The following is a 21,836-nucleotide window of genomic DNA, read 5'->3' as shown; positions in this document are numbered from 1 at the left end:
TTTGTTGAAATGACAAAACTATTAGTGGTGGATGATGATGCACATATTCGAGAATTGGTAAAAGTGTTTCTGCAAAATGAGGGCTTAGAGGTGATTGAGGCTATCGATGGTGTTGATGCACTGTCCAAATTAGACACTGAAAAAGTCGATATGGTCGTGATGGACATTATGATGCCCAACATGGATGGCTGGGCATTATGTGAGGAAATACGTTCATTCAATACAGATCTACCAATCCTTATGCTAACAGCTAAAGGAGAAACCTCTCAAAAAATCAAAGGCTTTCATTTAGGGACGGATGATTATCTCGTGAAGCCATTTGAGCCTGCCGAGCTAATTGTACGTGTTAAGTCAATCTTAAAAAGATATCGTATTTCCCTTTCTCAAGTTGTAGAGGCCGGTAACGTCAAACTGAATCGCCACACACATGAAGTGGAGATGAACGGCGAGACGATTCTACTTCGTTTAAAGGAATTCGAGCTATTATTTACATTTGCAAGCTATGTTGGCAAAACCTTTTCCCGTGAACAGTTAATCGAAGAAATTTGGGGCTACGACTATGAGGGAGATGAACGAACAGTTGATGTCCATATCAAAAGAATACGCGAGCGCTTCCCACAGGAGACGAGTGGCTTTGTCATTCGTACCATTCGTGGGCTCGGCTACCGCTTGGAACTAGCTTCATGAGAAAACGAAGATTCCTTTTAAGATTAGCTATGGTCTTTTGTTTGTTTCTTATTGCCAATACTGTTTTTGCTTTTATTTCCTATCACGCAACGACATGGCTGTATGGTCGATTAGGGGCAGAGCCTCATGGATTTTGGCTACAATTAGCAACAGTAATTGGCGTGTTTGTGCTCTTCGCCTGTTCAGCGGCTATTATCTTTTTAATTGGACTAAATCGACAACGCAACTACTGGGATACCATTGTCGATGCATTAAGCCGCATGGCAAAAGGTGATTTTGATGTTCAGTTGGATTTGAAAGCAGACGAAGAAGATCAATTTGGGCAATTGATTCATGGTATTAATCATATGGCCGTTGAATTAGGTGAACTGGAAAGAATGCGTCAAGAATTCATTTCCAATGTCTCTCATGAAATTCAGTCACCTTTAACGTCTATTAATGGCTTTGCAAAGGCACTGAAAAATATTAATCTACCTGAGGAAAAGCGTCAGCATTATTTAGATATAATTGAATTGGAAAGTAATCGTTTATCCAAGATTAGCGACAATTTACTCAAGCTAACATCCTTAGAATCGCAGCATCATCCATTTGAGCCTATAAATTATCGACTCGATAAACAATTACGCAATGTTGTGCTGGCACTTGAACCGAATTGGATAGCCAAACAGATCGACTTTGATCTCGATCTTGATGGCATGAGCATCACAGCAGATGAGGATTTAATGAATCAAGTATGGATGAACTTGCTGACAAATAGCATTAAGTTTACGCCCGACAAAGGAACCATCACCCTCTCTATGAAGAAGCAATTAGATACGATAACGGTGATGGTTCAGGATACTGGCATTGGCTTAACGGAAGAACAACAAAAGCATATTTTTGAAAGATTTTATAAGGCTGATCAATCACGAACCGTTGGAAATGGCGGTAGCGGATTAGGGCTAGCCATTGTCAAGAAAATTATCGATATGCATCACGGAACTATTGCTGTAGAAAGCAAGCTAGCTGAATTTACAAGATTTTTGATTACACTGCCCATCGACAGTACGCCAACTCGTGCAAGCGACTAAAAAACGTCTGCACGAGTTATTTTTTCTAGTAAACTACTTTTCTAAAATATTGATAGACTCTATTTAGTTTTTGCTGTTGTTTCCCTTTTTTGCTTTCCATATTACCAAACTCAAAAAACTTCACTTTTTTCATTCCAACAAACTTAAACAACGCTCTCTTCATCAAAATTTTATGTGCATTGTTCAACCATAAGAAGGGATAATTGGTTGGCCCCTTCATTGTGGACACACAGACAACCGATTTTCCTTTTAAAAGACCCTCTGGAAATAACCTCTTTGTATCACGATAAGCAAAGTTTGCCGCAAATAATTGGTCAATATACCCTAACAGCATGGCTGGCGGTCTCCCCCACCAGATCGGATAAACAAATACAATTTGATCTGCCCAAGAGAGCTGTTGGCGGTATTTTTCCATTTTCGGATCCTGAAACATATCACGACGTCGCTTATGCTCATGGAAAATTAAGCGTGGATCGAACTCTTCTTCATATAAATCTAGTATTTGAATCTCCTCTATGGCAGGATTTTCACGACACCCCTTTATCACCTCTTGTAAAAAAGCATAATTTAAACTTTTATGGTTGGGATATGTATAAACAATTAACGTTTTCATTGTGTGCCTCCTCATTACTTATCATTTGATAACAAAATAATAGTCCATTCTATTTTAGTTGTCAAATGATAATTGTTTTAAGACAAGTTATTTGTTATCTTGACAGTAAGAGGTGATCCCATTGAATAAAAGCGCATTATTTCATCAGTTTGTATCATTTACAGCCACCATCCATCAAGTGACACATGATCTCACACAAAATGTTACCGCTGCGAATATCACACCGCTACAATATAAAACTCTTGAATATATTAAAGTAAGCCAACCTGTCACACCAACCGAAATCAGTGAATGTCAGCACATGTCCTTACCCAATACAAGCCGTGAATTACGGAAATTGCAGGAACAACAGCTAATCGAAAAATTTAGCGACACAGCCGACCGAAGAAAGCAGTATGTCCGCTTGTCCAAAGAAGGCGAAAAAATGATGGAGGAGGCATTCGCTTGTATCGAAGAACGCTTTTTACAGCTTATTCAACACGCAACACAGGATGATCTAAAGGACATCCAGCATGCTCTAACCATTCTAGAGGAAAAGGTTTTTCAACAAAAAGGCTGAGTGGTGATGGCTTTTTATTCAAAGCCGCTCTTTCTTTGGCTCGAAGTGATCTCATTTGATTCAAAGCCGCTCTTACCTTGGTTCGAAGCGATCATTTTGAACCGCTACCGCTCTTTCTTTGGCCAGAAGTGATCATTATTACTTCTAAACCGATCATTCTTTGGTTCGAAGGCCTCACTTCTGATTCAAAGCCGCTCTTTCCTTGGTTCGAAGCGCTCTCTTTTGGTTCACAGCCGCTCTTTCTTTGGTTCGTGGTGCTCTCTTTTGGTTCACAACCGCCCTTTCTTTGGTTCGAAGCGCTCTCTTTTCATGCAAAGCCGCTCATCCATTGGTTCGAAGCGCTCTCTTTTGGTTCACAGCCGCTCTTTTCCTGGCTCGAAGCGCTCTCTTTTGGTTCACAGCCGCTCTTTCTTTGGTTTGAAGTGCTTGCTTCTGATTCAAAGCCGTTCTTTCCTTGGTTCGAAGCACTCTCTTTTGGTTCACAACCGCTCTTTTCCTGGCTTGAAGCGCTCTCTTTTACTTCTAAGCCGCTCTCTCCCTAGTTCGAAGTGATCATTCTTGCCTTATTTCAAAGCGATCACTCTTGATTCAAAACCGCTCATCTCCTGGCTCAAAGTGATCACTTCTTAACTAAAACCGGTTACTCTCTTTAATCGGGTTATTTATCTTTTGAATATCCATAACTTGAAATGAAAAATAAAAAACTTTATAAGAATACCCGTGTCACTCACCTTAGATTCGTAACCACTTTGCCTTTTCTTTAATAGTATAAAGGTGAGTAGAAGGAGGAGTCTCAAGTGGAAGTAGTAGTGTTTGATAGGGAGTGGATCGAGGAAAAGTTTGAAACACTTCCATTATGGCAACAGTCAGCCTATACTGACTTTGCTGCCACGATTGCAGACGAAGCGAATACATTTCCGTGTATACCAGCAAGAATGGGTTTTTTATCAAACCATTTGCGCTATAGTTTTGTCGGGGATCCACGGGAGGAGCAATCGATTAAGATGTTGGCACAATGCTTAAAGGACTATACGAAAGCGTCACGAACTTTCGGAAAATATACAACACTTACTGTATTCTTTCATACCCCTCACGAAATGCGAGAAAACTTTGAAGTGGCAGATTATCAGCAGTTATTTTGGTCCATCTTAAACAATTTAACCAATATAGATGAGATGGATTGGCCTGAGGGAATACCAATGGAACCAACCCACCATGAATGGGAATTTTGCTTTCATGGAGAGCCCTATTTTATTTCTTGTGCAACACCAGCCCATAAATTGCGAAAGAGTCGTCATTTTTCCACTTTATTGATGGCTATTCAACCACGTTGGATATTTGATGATATTAACGACTCGACCACCTTTGGACGAAAAATCAAAAAGCTCATCCGCCAGCGTATTGCAGACTATGACACGATTTCAGGGCATCCAGATTTAAAATGGTACGGGCAAGAGGATAGCTATGAATGGAAGCAGTATTTTTTAAGTGATGATAACCATAGTCCATCCAAGTGTCCTTTTTTACGGATGTCACAGGAAAATGGTTCATTACACAATGTTTTTTTGCCTTTTCACAACGATCCACGTCGCCACACCGATTAAGACAATAAAGAGCAGGCTCACGCAAAAACCGAGTCTGCTTGTTTTTTCACCTAAAGTCCCAGATACCGTCACAGCAATGAGCAACATCCCTATACCATTCTTTACATGCCCCCACTTCGTTAACTCCATAAGTTTCCCATATGTTACTAAAATAAAAAGCCAATTATAGATCAACATTAAACCCGCTGCCGTGATCAAATATTCAAAGATTTTTTCTGGCAGCAAAAAACCAATCACAATCGTGATCACTAACCCACCCATTAAAAATAACAAGGCTGGAAAAGGAACTTTCATTTTTCCTTTCTTTGCGAGTATTGCCGGTGCATCATGGTCCTCAGCAAGTGTAGTAAGAATGGTAATGACTGCATAAAGCGACGCCACCATTGTTGAAAAACCAGCAATGATTAACACACCATTAAAAATATCTGCCACTAAGGGTATATGATAATTTTGAAGCGCTGTAATAAAAGGACTTTCATCGATCGAAAAGTCTTTCCACGAAACGAGTAACAATGCAAGGGCTATAGCCATGATAAAAATAATCGTAATCACAAACAGCATCATTCTCCCTGCTTTTGGCGCTTCCTTTGGATTTCTCAAATCGATGACCATTAAACCCATTACTTCAATTCCTCCGTATGCATAAAAGGCATAAAGCAAGCCGAGCCAAATGCCTTTTATTCCTTGCGAGAAAAATGCTTCATAATTAGTTTGAAGTGAAGCCAATGTAGCGGATGGTGTGCCTTTCATGATGATGATCACCGCTACGATAATGAACATAATGATGGCCGCTGCCTTTAGGGCGCCGAAGATATTTTGAAAATTTTCAAACCCCTTCATACCAGTGAGGATAACGACTAATCCGATTGCAGCATAAATTGATGCAGCAATCCAGAGTGGCAGCGCTGGAAACCAAAACTTCGTAAAAATACCGAGTGCCATCAGCTGGCTCCCCATAATCAACAACTCAGAAATCAAGTACACCCAGCCATTACTAAAGCCTGCCCAGCGTCCAAAGGCTTGCTTGGCGTAGGTACGAAATGAGCCTTTATCTGGGTTGTCCACAGACATTTTGACAAGTGCATCATACACAATATACGTACAAATGGCCGCTAATAAAAAAGGAATTAATACCGCAGGCCCACTTTTATGAATGGCCATACTTGTCCCAAGAAAAAAGCCAGTGCCCAGTGTACAACCGATACCAAGAAGCGAAAGCTGCCACCATGCCATACTTCCTTTAGTTGATTTTGAAGTCATTTTTATCAGCCCTTCGTTACGTTCTTACCAATGGCAATGTCATACAGCGAATGCCACCGCCGCCTTTTTCAAGCTCTGTGACATCGACTTCAAGCAAATTCTTTTCCTTTAGCAGTGGATGCGCCAATAATTGTTGTTGCGTTGCCTGCTTGCTTATCAACAGTGTTTCTGGATTCAGGTTAATGAAGTTAATGTCTGGAATGGTCTTATACGTGTCAAGCCAGTAAACATCAAAACCATGGCGCTGTAAAAATGGCTCTACCATGTCAAAACGACTGCTTTGTGCTGTCAACACCTGCACAGGAAAATAGCGTACAAAGCTTTTAGCTACTACCAGATTAGCGTTCACTACATTACAATTCATATCTAAATGCAGCGTATCATTACTTTTAGGTAAATCGATCACAGCAATTTCTGAAAAGCCCTCTTGAAAAATGCTTTCCTTCAAGCTTTCGATAGCCTCTAATGTTGTTCTCATCCCAAGATTAATGAGCACTGCATCTTTATTTAAAATTAACAAATCTCCGCACTCGAATGAATGAAGTGGTTGTGATTTTGCTATCCATTGCTGTGGAAACCATCTCTCTAAAAGTGAATGAGCAAAAGGATACTCTGGTCTTCTAAGTGAACTGCCTGCCTTCCCAAGTAAAAGTCGATTACCAATGACACAGGCGAGGTCGCGTACAAAATAACGATTGAGCAGCCGTTCACTTAATAGCTGCTGATCATGGGCTAGTTCCTTTGCATAATCAAGTACATGTACCCCAGCGTTTTCTAATGTTGTCTTTAATGCCATGAAGTTCTCCATTGCCTTCTGATGGTTGACCGTAGCACTCCATCCAACCTGCTCTGCTATTGTTAAATCGGTTACATCTACGATGGAAGGTGCACAAAGCATTACTACTTTCAGTTCCCCGTGTTCTGACCAACAATTTAGTTGAAATGAATCCATTGAAATATTCTCTCCTTCTTCACAACGATCTCTGTTAGCGTTACCATTGACTTTCGGATTATACAAAGTCAATAGTTTAGAACATGATGGAATACTTACATTTCTAAGACAGTATGTAGGACAGCAGCCAATTATTTTGCCTGGTTCAGTGGTCATCATTCTTAATCCATCAAACGAACTATTACTACAAAAAAGATATGAAGGAGGATGGGGACTTCCTAAATTAGACGAGAGCTTTGAGGATACTGCCAGTGCAAGAAGAAACAGAACTAGCCATCACAGATTTACAGTTACTAGGTGTTTTTTCTGGCATAGCACAATTCATTTAGAGAGAAAACAAGCTGTTCTCTCTCTAAATGTCATGTGAAATATTCTAATTTCGCTTGAGGAAAAAATTTTTGCATATAGCCATACAGGTGCTCCTTAATGTCTTCCTCTTCTTCTTTTTGATAAATATATTTACCAATCCCATATTTGCCCCATTTATATCGTCTCACCGTCTCATCAAGCTCTAGCTTCGTCATCGGGTAGTTTTTTTCTATCACACGTTTGGCTGGCTTTGTAAAGCGATGCTGAATAAACTCAAAGGTGATGTCATCTCGCACATCCTTTGGCAATTCAGCATCCAATCGCTCAAACATATGGTAATAGCCCTCCTGCCAGCCATCATGAAGATAAATTGGGGCCACAATAAAGCCAAGTGGATAGCCAGCTCTTGCCACTTTCCCCGCTGCTTCAATACGCTTCGCTAACGGAGAGGTACCTGGCTCAAAATGTTTAATCACATAATCGGCATTGACACTAAAACGAAACCTTGTCCGCCCATTATGCTTGGCATCCAATAGATGATCCACATGATGGAATTTCGTCACGAATCGTAATTGGCCTAGCTCACTTTGTCCAAAATGCTCAATGGCTCGTTTTAAGGTATGTGTTAGATGATCAATTCCTACAATATCAGAAGTACAGGATGCCTCAAAGCGTGTGATGTCAGGAGCTCGTTCAGCCATATAGTGATCAGCTTGTTCTAGAATTTCATCGACATTGACGTACGTCCGAATATAAGGTTTACTGCCCATTGTTGTTTGTAAATAGCAATAATGACAATGCCCCATACAGCCTGTGGCAAATGGAATGGCATATTCAGCTGAGGGCTTAGATGTATCAAATTTTAATGTTTTTCGAATGCCCACTACTAATGTCGATTTGGCTACCCGATACTTTTGAAAATCATTGTCACCAGGAAGATTTCTCACTTGATTGTGCGAAGTTGTATAGCGAATTTCAATCCCCATCTGCTCAAACTTCGCTTTTAGCTCCTGACCTAGTGGATAATGAAGAGCATCAGGCTCAAAATAAACAAGCTGAGGGGTAAATGGCTTCATTCTGTTAGTCCTCCCTCAATGAAAATACTGATGATAGGCCTGTTCAGCCGCCATCTCACTTGCAAAAATTAACATGTCATTCGTAATTGGATAATATGTTTCAAATAAAAATAGCGCTAGCTCCTCTGGTTGCTCTGGATGATGTACCACTGCCGCTTCCTGTATATTCGTTACATCTTGAATATGTGGATTGCGGTAAAAAATATAAACAATATCTCCCACATCAAATGGTTGTTGCATCTCTTCACCTTCCTCTACCTTTCCATTAGTTTGGTGAAAATGTACAAAAAATATGTCATAAAAAATTTTATTAGCAATATACATACATTTGTGTGGTTATTTTCATCAGTTATTTAGGAAAATAGCTGATGATAGAATAAACGACTATGGGCAAGAGAGTTGCCTACTGCCAATGTCTCGTAAAGTCTTTCATTATAATCCTCATTATTAGCTAATCCCCTTCGCCTAATAGAGTAGCAATTCCCACTCGAAATGCCATTTTTTTGTTCAGCCCGCTTGACGAAAAGTGAATCAGAAAAAAGTATCAACACAGCTTGATGGTTAAATTTTCTTCAAAAGGTAAAAGGGTGAAACTTTTAAGGTATTGATACGTTAAATTAGAAGTCATGCTAGTCAATCAAATGGCATGAAGAAGGGTGGAATTTATGAAAAAAATATGGTCTTTACTTTTTGCTGCGATACTCATTGTACCGTTATTATTGCAGCCGGCAACCGCACAAGCGGCAAAAGCCATCACAATTAATGTGGACGGTGTTCAATTGAAAACTGATCAGCCGCCAGCAATGATTCAAGGGCGTGTTATGCTGCCACTTAGAGCAATCTTTGAGGCATTGGATGCAAGCGTGAATTGGGATCAAAAGAGTCAAACAGTCACAGGGATTAAAGGAGGTACAACGGTAGTCCTCAAGATTAAATCGAAGACAGCTACTATCAATGACCAAACAGTAACGCTTGATGTACCAGCACAAGTATTAAAAGGTAGAACAATGGTGCCAGTACGCTTCGTCAGTGAAGCACTAGGTCAGGATGTTGACTGGAACTCGGAAAAACAGCTCGTCTCTATTAAATCTGACACTCCGAGTAATAGCAGCATTTCTCCTGTGAGCAATGTGTTAGTTCGAGATGTTAATGATCAGGGAGATGGGCGTGACCTTGAGGTTAGCTTCTCTAAATCGTCTACAGAATCATACGTTGATCATTATCGGATTATGGTTGTGAAGGCTTCTAAAAATTTTAATTTGGCATCGGCTCTAAAAGTCTCCTCCTCTAATTATTCGGTGGTATCGACTTCGAGTTCGAATAGTGCCATCACTTTATCGCAGAGCTCGCGAGATGTAGACGGGGACTACATAAAAAATGATCAGTCTTATGTGGTTCATATACTTGCTATTGGTAAAGGTTCTTATTCCAGTGTATTATCGACTTCTTCTCCGAAGATTACTCTAACAAACATGTCTTCTGTTACAGCTGTAACAAATGTGAAGATTAGCGATATTAACGATTTTGGCGATGGACGTGATGTCTCAGTTAGCTTCACTCGTCCGCAGAATGATAACAATACTTCCAATTATCGTGTGTTTATTGTAAAGACCAAGGATGCTAACAATTTTAGTCTTACTACTGCGAATAATTTATCCAGCAACTACTATACAACAGTGGAAAAATCGGGAAGCAACGGCAGTACATTGGTAGCAACTCTGTCTTCCTCGACACGTGATACTTCTGGTGATTTCATTAAAAATAGCGAATCTTACACAGCATTCGTTATGTCTGTAAGTAACACGAATTCAGTTGTTAATAAGCTGTCACCTGCTTCATTGTCAGTAACACTTACTGTGTCTTCTCCAATTATTACACAAGTGGAAGATGTCAATGACTTTGGGGATGGACGTGACCTAAGAGTTAACTTCAACAAAGTTTCTGATGAAACTAATATCAACTCTTACCGAATTTTTGTTGTAAGAGCTAACAACTATTCGAACTTCACATTGACGAAGGCCAATAGTTTATCTAACTCTTATTACACACAAGTGAACAAGACAGGCAACAATATTACTCAGGTGCTCCCTTCAGGTGCAAAAGATACTGACGGTTATGCCATTCAGAATGGTGTTAGCTATCGTGTTTTCGTTATGGCTGTAGCTAATAATTCAGCGAATAACACGCTTTCTTCTGCCTCCAATATGGCTTCGCTACTTAGTAACAATGTGGGTGCAGTGTCGAATCTCAATGCCAGCGATGTGAGTGATTATGGCAACGGTCGTGACCTTTTTGTCTCTTTCAATAAAGCTGTGGATGAGTCAAATATTAATCACTATCGGATTATGGTTGTACCAACAGCAAATTACAATAACTTTAGTCTGACGGATGCTAACAGTGTCTCTAGTAACAATTACACGACTGTAAATAAGTCTGGGAAATCAACATATGAGCAGGCGTTATCTGAAAAAACAAGGGATGTGCGTGGCAATTATATCAAAGAGGATACTAGCTACCGTATCTATGTATTGACTGTAGTCAATGGAAATTCCTTAGGAAACAATGCGCTAACTGCCGCAACGTCTACGATTACACTAACTAAGAACTTCACAGTGCAAGCTGTAACTAATCTGAATGTTGCAGATATAGATGATAAAGGGGATGGCCGTGATGTGCAGGTAACATTCACGAAGCCTACAGATGAATCGAATGTTAATCATTATCGGATTCTAATGGTACCAACTGCATATTACAGTAGCTTTAATCTTTCACAAGCCAATAGTAGCTCTTATTACATCACAGAAAGCAAAGGTGGCAATATAACAGCAACTAGAACGTTGGATGGGATTAGGGATGTACGTGGTAACTTTATTACAGAAGGAACTAGCTATCGCGTTTATGTACTGACTGTTGCCAATGGGAACTCTTCAAATGCCTATGCCCTATCATCTCCTTCGTCTGTGATTACAATTAGTAAAAGCAAAGCTGTTCAAGCGGTAAGCAAAATTAATGTAAGCGATATTGGTGATTATGGAGATGGTCGAGATCTACAGATATCGTTTACGAAACCTTCTGATGAATCAAATATAGATAGTTACCGTATTCTTATTGTACCCGCATCAAAGGCAAATGACTTTGATCTGAACGCAGCTACTAGAGTAACTTATTATATAGGTTGGAATAAAGGCCAGTATAGTATGAAATTGGGGGCTGATAGTAGAGATACAGATGGAAGACTTATAACTAACGGCCAAGAATATCGCGTATATATATTGTCCGTAGGTAGTGGAAATTCTAAAGAAATGTATAGCTTATCCTACCCATCTTCCTACATTGCTTTAGAAGACCGTTCAGCCTCTGGATCAGTGGAGAAAGTGACACTTAGTCTTCAGAATGAGGGATATAACTATAAAGATATTAACATTAGTTTCGATGTCAATAATGTTCAAAGCGTAACGGAGTATAAAGTATTTATGTTGCCTAAGGATAAAGCAGATAATTTTAAACTCGATGATGCTATTAAAAGTCTATATAGTACTAATATTTTTCCGAATAGCCTCTCCAACGTTAGCCAAGCGCTAAGCACATCAAGAGATGCATTTGGTAATGAACTCGATTCAGCTACAGAATATGTTGCTAAGGTTCTGACTTTGGCAAAAGGAACTTATACGTTATCGAACACATCCAATAATTCGGTACAACTCCGGAAAAACCCTGATACTACCAATAATGAGACGTCCCAAGACCCTCAAATTAATTAATAGGTAAAGTAATTTCTTCATAGCTGGGACTCCCTATGGCGCTTCGTGTACCATAAGGAGTCCCTTCTTGTTTTGTAATAGTGGATTACTTTTCCCCTGCTTTTAAACGTGGTCCTATAGCTTCAAAAGTAGATACTTCATGCTCTATTTCCACTCTTTATCGTTTCGTATACTGAACGACAACCTGCTTAGAATCGCTTTAACATCTGTACCTGCTCTGTCGTCACCTTAAGCCCATGCTTTAATAAATAGTTCGTTGCTGGGTTGCTTGCTAAGAAGTTCACTGTCGTCAAATGGACTTTATCTGTTGTAATACTTGCTAAAAACTGTGGAAGTAAATCTACATTACCTTCTTCAAGTATTACCAATTGATAAAGTAGAATACGCTCCACCTCACCATGTTTATTCCACACGGTTTTGTATAGCATATAGCCCAGAGCTTCCTTGTTATCGTTATAAAACACCTTGGCTTCTCCCTGCTTCACACTCTGCCAGCTACACTGCCAAGGAACATCTTCCTGATAAAAAGATAGTTGTGCTAGCTGCTCAGGACGAATGGTTGCTATATGAAGAGTGGCTGTAGATTCTGTTTTTACTTCATACTCGCCACTTAAAAATAGTAAGTGATGAGTAATTACATAGCCATATTTTTGATATAAAGCAATGGCTATCTGGTTTTCCTTAATCGCTTCCAGCGTACCCATTTCTACGTTTTCCTGTTTATAGATGGCTAAGGTTTCCTCCATTAATAGGCGCGAGACTCCCTTACCACGATACGCTGGGGAAATACCTGTCCCCCCATTCCAAGCAATTTTTTTGCCATCGATGGTACGAAAGCCATTCATAACAATGGCAATCGGTTCATTATGGTCAAAAACGACGATGGAATGGTCAGGAGATAGCCCCTCGCCTACTAGTCGTTGTAAAAACATTTCTGCTGTCATATTGATTTCAACAAAATAGCCTTCAAAGCCTTTGTTCCATGCTTTCAATACTTCCTCTAATGTACATTGTGCAACTGTTTTAATCTTCATATTTCCCCTCTTTTCAAATGGAATCTAATGTTGCTAAATGTTCTAAGGTTAGTTTTCTGACAATCTCATAACCTTGTCCTAGACCCCTCGGTTTTATGACAACCGTCCCCATATTCGAAATGACACCAAGCCCCACATCTCTTGGAAAGCTATGACCAATGATTACGCTATTCATGCCCTGTGGTGGTATGATCTCCAACATTGATGTAAAAGTCGTTAATATGCGAGTTTGCTCAACACTAGCAAGATTGCCACCTAACATAAAGATTTCAAACAAAAAGGGGTCAATTTGCACATTATCAGTTGGAAATGCCAGGCGAGCTGTTTCAATCGTCCGACAGAAAGGGCTAGTAGTAATGGTGGAAAGGATGGGAATTTGCCAATAGCGTAGCATGTGACCATAATACATAGCCTCTCTACGACCATGATCGGACAAATTCCGTTGATTTCGACAACTGTGAAATGTGCTATAGGCTTGATCGACACCGACAGTTGCAGTCCCATGTCTTGCGTATAAAGTGAGCCCACCCTTTCTCAATAACGCCAGGAGAGCCTTTTCCATTTTCTTCATCTCCTTCATCATATCACTTTCTACTTTGTAATGTATGTCCTATACATAGAAAAAAGCTCCCTACAATTTCTTGTAGAAAGCTTTTTCTTTTATTTTATTGGAAGATGGACAATGGCAGTCGTTTCTAAATGTTTTGATGAATCAATTGAAATATGACCATTATATTTAGCAACAATTTCTTTCACAATAAATAAGCCTTGGCCTCTTAATCTACCATTCTCATGTTTTTTTGTTGAAAATCCTTGCTTAAATATTTGATCAGAATTCGCAATATTTGGCCCTGTATTAGTAATTTTAAATTCATACTGTGCCTCATTTGCTGAACAGCAAATTTTAATTTTACGTTGTTCCTCAGGTAATTCAACAGCGGCATCAATCGCGTTATCAATTAAATTAGATAGAATCTTGATTAAATCTGTCGTTTTAATCTTGTTAAAGTCATCTTGAGAAATAGTAAAATCCATATCGATATTATGATTTTGAGCCGTTAATTTCTTCGTTTGCAATAATATGGATAAACCTGGATGATCAATATTTAATTTTAATGATTTAATCGCTTGCACTTCTTTGGATAGTGAAGATAAATATTGTTTAGCCTGATCTGTTTTTTCTAATTGTAATAAACCATGTAACACTTGAATATGATTCGTAAAATCATGACGAAGGGACGACACCGAGGTAATCAATGTTTTGATTTCTGCTAGGTACGTGTCCTCTGTAGCTCCAACTTCCTTCGCTACCTCTTTTTGATACCATCTTTGTAAAAATAAAAAAGAACCGATGACAATTAAAATAAGCACACCATTAAAAATAAAATTAAATAGGTTGTCTTCAATGACTTTACCCTTAATACCATTTAGCGTATCTGCACTGATGTCAATGCCTAAATACCCGATAATTTTCCCATTGTCATCTTTGATGGGTGCACCAACCGACAAATAAGACCCATGTACAGAATCATGAATTACCTCTGTGACATAGGTTTCACCGTTATAGGCTTTTTTAACTTGCTTTGCAGGAACAGTACAAATCACCCCAATTCCAAAGCCCTCTTTCATTTCTTTTGGCATCCCCGTAATCATGGCTATTGATACTTCAGGATTGTCCACCTTTAAGGTATAAACAAACAGTGCCCCTAATTTTATTCTTGCATCATTTAAATAATTTCTTACTTTCCAATAATAATCATTTTCCTGTGGATTATTTAAAAATTGCTGATATGCATCCGTATCAATGGATGCAGCAATAGAATGGGCTGCCTCTAAACTTTGATTGGCAATCGACTCTTCAACGGTCTTTTTTATTTTTACATAGGATGTAAAGATGTTTAAACTTGTAAACAAACATAATAAAATCGTTGATAGAATTAATATTAGTTTTATTTTTCTATTTTTCATAAAAAACGGTACTTCCTCATCTATAAATATTCTAGAATATTATTATATTATAATTAACTCTATTTTTTGTTTGTAAAGCAAACATTGCTTGTATATCCTACATAAATTAAAACACAAAATCAATTTTTATTTTACTCATTCCTAAAATTACACACCGTAACAAATAGTTTAATAATCCTTGACAAGAAAGTAAACTAAAAAGGTAAGTAATAGCGTTTTATGTCTCATTTCCTATTTAAATGGAAAATGAAAAAGGCCACTATAGCAAAGGTATCAAAAAAAGATCAAGTATCAACAATATCTGATCTCAGAGTGTCGACAAACTAAATTCGTAACAAAAAGTTATCATATGTCGGCATTTGATTTTAGTTTTCTATGTTCAGATGTTTTTCTGAATCCTTGAAAATAAAGGGTTTGGAAAATCTATAAAGAATTGTGCTTATAGCCGTTTAATCTAAAAAAATAATAGACAAAGTCGAAAAAATCGACTTCGTCTACAGTCTGAGATCAGATATCAACAATACCTGATCTACAATACAATTTACTTATTTTTTACTTGAAGTACGTGTTTGATCTTGCGGCTTTAGAAAGGTAGGTCGTTTACTATAGCCCTTTGGAGATAGTCGCAATAAGGACTTACGTAAATTGGCTTTTTCGAAATCGGCACTAAAGTTAATATATGGCACACCCAAGACCTGCATGTTTGCCGTATATAATAGTATGAAAAAGACTGAAATAAAGAAGCCAAATAAACCAAAAAATGCCGAAGACATAATAATGATTAATCGAAAAATACTCATAGCCGTCACAAAGGATTGATTGACCAATGTAAATGCAGCGATACTGGAAATGGCAATCACAACAATCATTGAGGGGCTTGTAACACCTGCTTTAATCGCTGCATCTCCAATAATTAATCCCCCTACCACACTAATTGAGCCACTGATTGCACTTGGAAGACGTAGGTTAGCTTCACGAAACAATTCAAACATAAATAACATCATTAAAATTTCTAGAATGGTTGGGAAAGGCAATCCCGTTCTCGATTCGACAACTGTTGCAAGTAGTAGAAATGGAAGCTGTTCTTGATGATAAGTCGTCAATGCAAGCCAAAAACCTGGCAGCAGCATACTTATTAATATCCCGACAATTCTGAGTAATCGTTCCATCGAGCTAACAATGATTGGGTACTCATTATCCTCTGCCGATTTAAAGAGCAACATAATATTTGTAGGTGTAATTATGGCATAGGACACACCATCAATCATTAAGAGAATTCTTCCTCTCATTAATGCCTGCATAGCAAAATCAGGTCTTCCTGTATAATCATGTCTTGGAAGGATGGTTGCTGTCTTTTCGATTGTTTCCATTAACAAATCACCATTGATAACAATATCCGTATCGATTTTTTGTAATTGAAGTCGAATTTGTTCCAGCATATTTAAATTCACAATGTCTTCCATATAAAGGATGGCTACTGTTGTTTTAGAACGCTTGCCAATTTCTAATGTCTCAACACTAAAAGAATTAGTGGGTAATCGTTTTCTTAATAAAGCAATATTAATAAAAACATCTTCAATAAAGTCATCTCTAGGTCCTTTGACCACTAGTTCTAGTGTTGTTTCCCCAGGCTCTCGATTTGGTCTTTTTGAAATATCGCTAGAATAAAGTAACTGATTTTCTTCAAAATACAATAAGACATGGCCTTTATAGACCCTTGTCACTGCATCCTCTTTCGATAAAATCTTTTGTAAATAGGGAATGTGTAAATGCTGTTCGATTTCTTCCTCTAACATGTCCTCAGAGACTTTGCTTAACAAAGATTGAACACGTTGAACAACCACAGTTTGAAGTATTTGCTCATTGACCATTGCATCACAAGTTATCAAATGTACTGTATATTGCTGAAAATTATATTGTTGGAAAATCACATCAGCAGAGCGTTGAAATAGTGATTTCAACATTTTCAAATTGATCATTTGTTCCATTGATGAAATACTTCTCATCTCCTACTGAGCCAGCTCAAGATTAGTACATTTATGAAAACAATCACCTTCAATAAATACACTTAAGCATATTTTTCCCACGGTTGTTCAAAATATTCAAAGAAACAAATGTTGTGACGAGTTATTCAAATTATCCTCAGCCAATCATTTTCTTTAGATTCGCCATCTCAATCGCAGACATTGCAGCATCATAGCCTTTATTACCAGATTTCGTGCCTGCTCTTTCAATCGCCTGTTCAATATTTTCAGTCGTGACAATACCGAAAATAACAGGTACATTCGTTGTTAACGATACATTGGCAATGCCTTTTGCTGATTCATTACAAACATAGTCATAATGAGTTGTAGAGCCACGAATAACGGTACCTAAACCAATAATGGCATCATATTTCTTTGTTTCTGCCAGTTGTTTCGCAATAAAAGGAACTTCAAAAGCCCCTGGAACCCATGCGACATCAATAGATGCGGGATCAACCCCATGGCGTGTTAAACCATCCATTGCTCCATCTAATAATTTGCTTGTAATGAACTCATTAAAACGACCTACAACTACTGCAATTTTTAAATCCGTTCCAATTAATTGTGCTTCAAATGTTTGACCCATTGTTCTTGCTCCTTTTTAAATAGAAATTTTATTTTCATTTGTGGATAACTGATTACGATAAACAACCAATGCTTCTATTGATATCATTTTTAAGCCATGATGTGCCGCGAACTTTGTCAGTTCCTCAAAACGAAGCATTTGCCCATCATCACCCATAATTTCACAAATAACACCTGCTGGTACACTATGACAAAGCTTCGCCAAATCAACTGTCGCTTCTGTATGCCCTCTCCGTTCTAACACACCATGCTCCTTCGCAATCAGCGGAAAAATATGACCTGGTCGACGAAAATCAGTCGGCTTAGCTTGCTTTTCTATCATTTTCTGTATTGTTAATGCACGCTCAAAGGCGCTAATCCCTGTCGTTGTATCTTCATGGTCAATACTCACCGTAAATGCGGTTTGATGGTTATCCGTATTGCGCTGAACCATCGGATGTAAATCTAGCTTATGTGCGATCTGTTGCGAAATCGGTGTACAGATTAAACCTCTACCATAGGTTGCCATAAAGTTGATCGTTGCTGGTGTGATGAATTCAGCGAGTGCCAGCAGATCTCCTTCATTTTCCCGATCCTCATCATCGACCACCACAATCATGTTGCCTTGCTTTAAATCCTCAATGGCTTCTTCAATTGTATGTAGCACGATTATCATCTCCTCATTCTGTTATTTTAAAAACCATGTTGTGCTAAATAATCTCTCGTAATTGTTGGCGTTACTTGCCCTTTTTTTAGTTGCTGTAAAATATATTTACCGACTAAATCTGTTTCGATATTAACGATTGCTCCAACCCTCTTCATACCTAAAACGGTTTCTTTGTAAGTATGAGGAATGAGCGAAATCGTGACACGATTCGCTTCAACATGAAAAAGGGTTAAGCTTGTGCCATCAATTGTTATGGAACCCTTCGGAATACAAAAGCTTGTTAGTTCATCTGACATTTCTATATCCATATAAACGGCATTTGCTACTGGACGTATGCGCAAAATTTTACCGACTCCATCAACATGACCAGCAACAAAATGACCGCCAAATCGTCCATTAGCAGGCATGGCACGCTCCAAATTAACTGAATCACCTAGCGCCAGCTGCTGTAAATTTGTTGCTTTCACTGTTTCTGGCATAACATCCATTGTAAGCTGCTGTTCAGTAAATTGTGTCACCGTTAAACAAACACCATTGACTGCTATACTGTCGCCAAGCTTGACATCCTCCGCTATCTTGACGGATTGAACCGTAATTTTCATACTGTCCCGATCGCTTTGCACAGCTTTTACGACACCAATATCCTCTACAAGCCCTGTAAACATTCCATCACCTACTCTTCTTATTTGCTCTTCTATCCTTCACTTTTGAAGTTTTATCCGTCATTTTTGAAAGTCTATCCACCTGTTTTTGTGTTTTATCCTTCTCCCTTCACTAGCTACCAATAAAAAATAAAAACCCCTTTCATCAAAGGGGTTTTGGGAGTATAAGACATCAACAAATAAGCCTACTTGAAAACGATTTTTTCCATAGACTGTCATCTCATTTGTTCTTCTCCCATCCAGACTATCACTGTCGGTTTTGGATTTGCACCAAATCAGCTTGCGCTCACGGACTTTGAATTGCTTCATCACCGCCGATTGGGAATTTCACCCTACCCCGAAGAACATCTTCTATTCGATTGTAGCTAAATAAAAAAACTTCCCAAAAGATGATTGGGAAGTGGCGTAATAAATGCATAGTCAAATAAACCTTCTAAATTAGAATTAATTTAAAAAGCTCGCATTTTTACCCTTCTCCCATCCAGACTGTCACTGTCGGTTTTGGATTTGCACCAAATCAGCTTGCGCTCACGGACTTTGAATTGCTTCATCACCGCCGATCGGGAATTTCACCCTACCCCGAAGGATACTTTTATTTAGCTAGTCTTACGATAACACTATTTTATTATATTATCCATCCTTCTTTTTAAATTTTTTTCGTCATATAAATTTTAAGCAGCTCTGACGTGACTTGATAAATGTAAAAGAAATTATTAAAATGATGACATTTAACTTGTTTGTGAAACTTCTCAATCAAAAAAACGTTCCTTTACAGGTGACTATTCAGTCTAACAGTTTGGAGGTCATTTCCTTGACATTTTTAAAAAATATACCGTTTAAGCAAGGTGTTTTCTATGCCTTATTAGCACTCTGTTGTGGAATTTCAATTGTTTTCGTCCATCATAATGAAAAATTTTATGAACGACCGATAGCGGAAGTAATACAGGTGAACGTCACAGAATCGGAACCGATGACAGATATGTATGAGAATGAGGATGAATTGTTTACACAGGAAATTACGGCCATGATCAAAAATGGACAGTATAAGGGGCAATCCATTCATTTGATGAATGACTATTCTTCTTCTGGTGCTTTTGATCAAAAATACCATGTAGGCAATGAAATCTTTGTCACCATAGATAATCACACAACACAATCAGGGTTAACAGGTACCATCCTCGATTTAAAACGTGATCAAACCATGATCATGATTGCGTGGATTTTTATTTTTGCCTTACTCATTATAGGCAAAAGACAGGGCTTGTTTTCTATCATTAGTTTGGTTGTCAATGCCTTGATCTTATCATTTGCATTAGATCTTTATGTTACACATGGGGGCGTAAGTCTGTTATTCGTTAGTGGTATTTGTGCCCTGTTATTTACCATTATTTCGCTCCTACTCATTAGTGGATTGAATACAAAAACGTATGTAGCCATTGTGTCCACACTTTTAGGAACCGTTATAGCGCTTATCATTAGCTCAATTGTGATTTGGTTGACAGGTGAAAATGGTCTTCGTTATGAAGAAATGCAATTTTTAACACGGCCCTATCGCACAGTCTTTATGGCAGGTTTATTTATTGGCTCGCTTGGGGCTGTCATGGACGTCTCTATTACGATGGCTTCCTCCATTTTTGCTTTATACGAGCAAGATCCTACTATCTCTGTCAAAGCACTTAAATCTTCGGGACATGAAATCGGTAAAGATATCATGGGTACGATTACAAGTATTTTATTCTTTGCCTACCTTTGCGGCTCCATCCCTATGATTATTCTCTATTTGAAAAATTCTTCCACATTAGGACTCACATTGTCCTTGAATCTTTCTTTAGAATTAGCCCGTGCCTTAGCAGGGGGTATTGGTGTTGTCCTCACGATTCCTATTAGTCAGTATACTGCTATATTTTTCATTAATCGAAAGAGGGTTCAAGAATGAATGTTATCGTCTTATTAGCAGTTATTTTATTTGCGTTGATGGTGATAGTAGGTGGTAAGCAGGGTGTCCGCTCATTTCTTTCTTTATTTCTAAACTTTGGTGTACTCTTTATCACCATCTTTTTAATGACAAACCCTAAAAATAGTCCCATTATCTTGACGTTTATAGCCTGTACGGTCATTAGTTGTATTAGCCTTTTCTATATCAATAAAACAAACAGTAAAACCATTACAGCCTTTATCGCAACGATGGTGACGATTGTTGTGTTACTGCTATTTATTACCTTTATTACAGAAAAATCGATGATCCAAGGGTTTGGTGAAGAATCGACTGAAGAAATTAGTATCTTTTCCCTCTACATTGGCGTTAATTTTGTGCAGATTGGTGCATCAGTCATTATTATGAGTACGATAGGTGCCATTATGGATGTGGCTATTTCTATCGCCACTTCCATGCATGAGATTTTTTATCGCAATCCCACGATTAGTAGAAAGAAACTATTTACATCTGGGCTAAGTATCGGGAGAGATATTTTAGGAACTGATACCAATACATTATTTTTTGCTTTCTTTGGTGGCTATTTAAGCTTATTAATCTGGTTCAAGGATCTCTCCTATTCGATTGGCGAGATTGTTAACTCCAAAGTTTTTAGTGCTGAAATGACAACCATTCTTTGTGCAGGCATCGGCATTGCACTGATTATTCCAATTGCCTCCTCCATCAATGCCTATTATTTAATTCGAACACGAGAAAAAACAGAAAAACTGTTGTAAAAAGATACTAGCACCTAGCACTTATATGTGATAGGTGCTACATGTTGTTGCAAAAAGATGATGTCAACGGCAGAAAAAGCAACTTTGCAAGGCGAGGGGTTGATTTCCGTTCCGCCAGCGTCCTTTCCAGGGGGCGTCCGATGAGCCGCTTCACTCACTGCGTTCGCTCCACTCCAATCAACCATTCTGCGAAGTGGCTTTACTTTTTTCATAGCAGCATAGCGATTAATCGCCCATTATCTATATTCTTAGAGGGGATAAACTCTTATTTTCAATGTGGAGAAGTGATGCGTGACAACACCTCTTCATAAAGAGTA

At 38.5% G+C, this 21,836-nt stretch carries 21 protein-coding genes and 2 riboswitches; of the genes, 9 read left to right on the top strand and 12 right to left on the bottom strand.

Annotated features, from left to right (window positions below):
* The first annotated feature begins 9 nt into the window (after positions 1 to 9).
* Both JTI58_RS16925 and JTI58_RS16920 read left to right on the top strand, forming a co-directional pair.
* Positions 10 to 687 carry a response regulator transcription factor gene (locus tag JTI58_RS16925; protein ID WP_205442451.1) on the top strand — a complete coding sequence of 226 codons (678 nt, stop codon included), beginning with the start codon at positions 10 to 12 and terminating at the stop codon, positions 685 to 687.
* Positions 684 to 1,757, top strand: a complete 1,074-nt coding sequence (locus tag JTI58_RS16920; RefSeq protein ID WP_205442450.1) for a sensor histidine kinase — start codon at positions 684 to 686, stop codon at positions 1,755 to 1,757. The genes JTI58_RS16925 and JTI58_RS16920 overlap by 4 nt, the downstream gene beginning before the upstream one ends.
* Before the next feature lie 25 nt (positions 1,758 to 1,782).
* Here JTI58_RS16920 and JTI58_RS16915 read toward each other — a convergent pair whose 3' ends face one another.
* Positions 1,783 to 2,370, bottom strand: a complete 588-nt coding sequence (locus JTI58_RS16915) for an NAD(P)H-dependent oxidoreductase (RefSeq protein WP_205442449.1) — start codon at positions 2,368 to 2,370, stop codon at positions 1,783 to 1,785.
* Positions 2,371 to 2,491: 121 nt separating this feature from the next.
* On the opposite strand from JTI58_RS16915, the gene JTI58_RS16910 reads away from it, so the two are divergent.
* The 3 genes from JTI58_RS16910 (at position 2,492) to JTI58_RS16900 (ending at position 4,533) form a co-directional block, all read left to right on the top strand.
* Positions 2,492 to 2,929 carry a MarR family winged helix-turn-helix transcriptional regulator gene (locus JTI58_RS16910; protein ID WP_205442448.1) on the top strand — a complete coding sequence of 146 codons (438 nt, stop codon included), beginning with the start codon at positions 2,492 to 2,494 and terminating at the stop codon, positions 2,927 to 2,929.
* 77 nt (positions 2,930 to 3,006) lie between these two features.
* Positions 3,007 to 3,471, top strand: coding sequence for a hypothetical protein (locus JTI58_RS16905; protein ID WP_205442447.1), 465 nt, complete (start codon positions 3,007 to 3,009; stop codon positions 3,469 to 3,471).
* A gap of 255 nt (positions 3,472 to 3,726) precedes the next feature.
* Positions 3,727 to 4,533 (top strand): YqcI/YcgG family protein, encoded by an 807-nt coding sequence (locus JTI58_RS16900; protein ID WP_205442446.1) that lies wholly within the window; start codon positions 3,727 to 3,729, stop codon positions 4,531 to 4,533.
* On the opposite strand, the gene JTI58_RS16895 is transcribed toward JTI58_RS16900, so the two are convergent.
* The 4 genes from JTI58_RS16895 to JTI58_RS16880 form a co-directional block, all read right to left on the bottom strand.
* Positions 4,480 to 5,793, bottom strand: a complete 1,314-nt coding sequence (locus JTI58_RS16895) for an amino acid permease (protein ID WP_205442444.1) — start codon at positions 5,791 to 5,793, stop codon at positions 4,480 to 4,482. The two genes, JTI58_RS16900 and JTI58_RS16895, sit on opposite strands and share 54 nt — an antisense overlap.
* Positions 5,794 to 5,809: 16 nt before the next feature.
* Positions 5,810 to 6,745: an arginine deiminase family protein gene (locus JTI58_RS16890; protein ID WP_205442443.1), complete on the bottom strand. Its 936-nt coding sequence runs from the start codon at positions 6,743 to 6,745 to the stop codon at positions 5,810 to 5,812.
* A 359-nt stretch (positions 6,746 to 7,104) separates the two neighbouring features.
* Positions 7,105 to 8,130, bottom strand: coding sequence for a spore photoproduct lyase (splB, locus tag JTI58_RS16885; RefSeq protein ID WP_205442442.1), 1,026 nt, complete (start codon positions 8,128 to 8,130; stop codon positions 7,105 to 7,107).
* 15 nt (positions 8,131 to 8,145) lie between these two features.
* A complete protein-coding gene (locus JTI58_RS16880; RefSeq protein ID WP_205442441.1) occupies positions 8,146 to 8,370 on the bottom strand; it encodes a transcriptional regulator SplA domain-containing protein in 225 nt (74 codons plus the stop codon).
* Positions 8,371 to 8,795: 425 nt separating this feature from the next.
* Between JTI58_RS16880 and JTI58_RS16875 the strand changes: the two genes are divergently transcribed.
* Positions 8,796 to 11,891 carry a copper amine oxidase N-terminal domain-containing protein gene (locus JTI58_RS16875; protein WP_205442440.1) on the top strand — a complete coding sequence of 1,032 codons (3,096 nt, stop codon included), beginning with the start codon at positions 8,796 to 8,798 and terminating at the stop codon, positions 11,889 to 11,891.
* A gap of 188 nt (positions 11,892 to 12,079) precedes the next feature.
* Here JTI58_RS16875 and JTI58_RS16870 read toward each other — a convergent pair whose 3' ends face one another.
* The 7 genes from JTI58_RS16870 to ribE all read right to left on the bottom strand — a co-directional run bounded on the left by JTI58_RS16870 (position 12,080) and on the right by ribE (position 18,813).
* Complete coding sequence (locus tag JTI58_RS16870; RefSeq protein WP_205442439.1) at positions 12,080 to 12,925, bottom strand: GNAT family N-acetyltransferase; 846 nt, start codon at positions 12,923 to 12,925, stop codon at positions 12,080 to 12,082.
* A 13-nt stretch (positions 12,926 to 12,938) separates the two neighbouring features.
* On the bottom strand, positions 12,939 to 13,487 hold the full coding sequence (locus JTI58_RS16865; protein WP_205442438.1) for a histidine phosphatase family protein: 549 nt from the start codon (positions 13,485 to 13,487) through the stop codon (positions 12,939 to 12,941).
* 98 nt (positions 13,488 to 13,585) lie between these two features.
* The gene (locus JTI58_RS16860) at positions 13,586 to 14,893 is read right to left on the bottom strand and encodes an ATP-binding protein (protein ID WP_205442437.1); all 1,308 of its coding nucleotides are present in this window, start codon (positions 14,891 to 14,893) and stop codon (positions 13,586 to 13,588) included.
* Positions 14,894 to 15,438: 545 nt separating this feature from the next.
* Positions 15,439 to 16,881 (bottom strand): spore germination protein, encoded by a 1,443-nt coding sequence (locus tag JTI58_RS16855; protein WP_205442435.1) that lies wholly within the window; start codon positions 16,879 to 16,881, stop codon positions 15,439 to 15,441.
* 154 nt (positions 16,882 to 17,035) lie between these two features.
* On the bottom strand, positions 17,036 to 17,503 hold the full coding sequence (ribH, locus tag JTI58_RS16850; protein ID WP_205442434.1) for a 6,7-dimethyl-8-ribityllumazine synthase: 468 nt from the start codon (positions 17,501 to 17,503) through the stop codon (positions 17,036 to 17,038).
* 15 nt (positions 17,504 to 17,518) lie between these two features.
* A complete protein-coding gene (ribB, locus tag JTI58_RS16845) occupies positions 17,519 to 18,148 on the bottom strand; it encodes a 3,4-dihydroxy-2-butanone-4-phosphate synthase (RefSeq protein WP_205442433.1) in 630 nt (209 codons plus the stop codon).
* A 26-nt stretch (positions 18,149 to 18,174) separates the two neighbouring features.
* On the bottom strand, positions 18,175 to 18,813 hold the full coding sequence (gene ribE / locus JTI58_RS16840; RefSeq protein ID WP_205442432.1) for a riboflavin synthase: 639 nt from the start codon (positions 18,811 to 18,813) through the stop codon (positions 18,175 to 18,177).
* 220 nt (positions 18,814 to 19,033) lie between these two features.
* Positions 19,034 to 19,159, bottom strand: a riboswitch (FMN riboswitch).
* Positions 19,160 to 19,275: 116 nt separating this feature from the next.
* Positions 19,276 to 19,401, bottom strand: a riboswitch (FMN riboswitch).
* 220 nt (positions 19,402 to 19,621) lie between these two features.
* Between ribE and JTI58_RS16835 the strand changes: the two genes are divergently transcribed.
* The 3 genes from JTI58_RS16835 to JTI58_RS16825 are packed head-to-tail and all read left to right on the top strand — an operon-like array spanning position 19,622 to position 21,830.
* Positions 19,622 to 20,746, top strand: coding sequence for a YibE/F family protein (locus JTI58_RS16835; RefSeq protein ID WP_205442431.1), 1,125 nt, complete (start codon positions 19,622 to 19,624; stop codon positions 20,744 to 20,746).
* Positions 20,743 to 21,519 carry a YibE/F family protein gene (locus JTI58_RS16830; RefSeq protein ID WP_205442429.1) on the top strand — a complete coding sequence of 259 codons (777 nt, stop codon included), beginning with the start codon at positions 20,743 to 20,745 and terminating at the stop codon, positions 21,517 to 21,519. Before JTI58_RS16835 ends, JTI58_RS16830 begins: the two co-directional genes overlap by 4 nt.
* 47 nt (positions 21,520 to 21,566) lie before the next feature.
* The gene (locus JTI58_RS16825; RefSeq protein ID WP_205442428.1) at positions 21,567 to 21,830 is read left to right on the top strand and encodes a hypothetical protein; all 264 of its coding nucleotides are present in this window, start codon (positions 21,567 to 21,569) and stop codon (positions 21,828 to 21,830) included.
* Positions 21,831 to 21,836: the final 6 nt, after the last annotated feature.

Origin of the sequence: Lysinibacillus fusiformis, assembly GCF_016925635.1 — a bacterium.
In the GTDB taxonomy this organism is placed as follows: Bacteria; Bacillota; Bacilli; order Bacillales_A; family Planococcaceae; genus Lysinibacillus; species Lysinibacillus fusiformis_F.
This window is presented reverse-complemented; position numbering and strand designations above follow the sequence as displayed.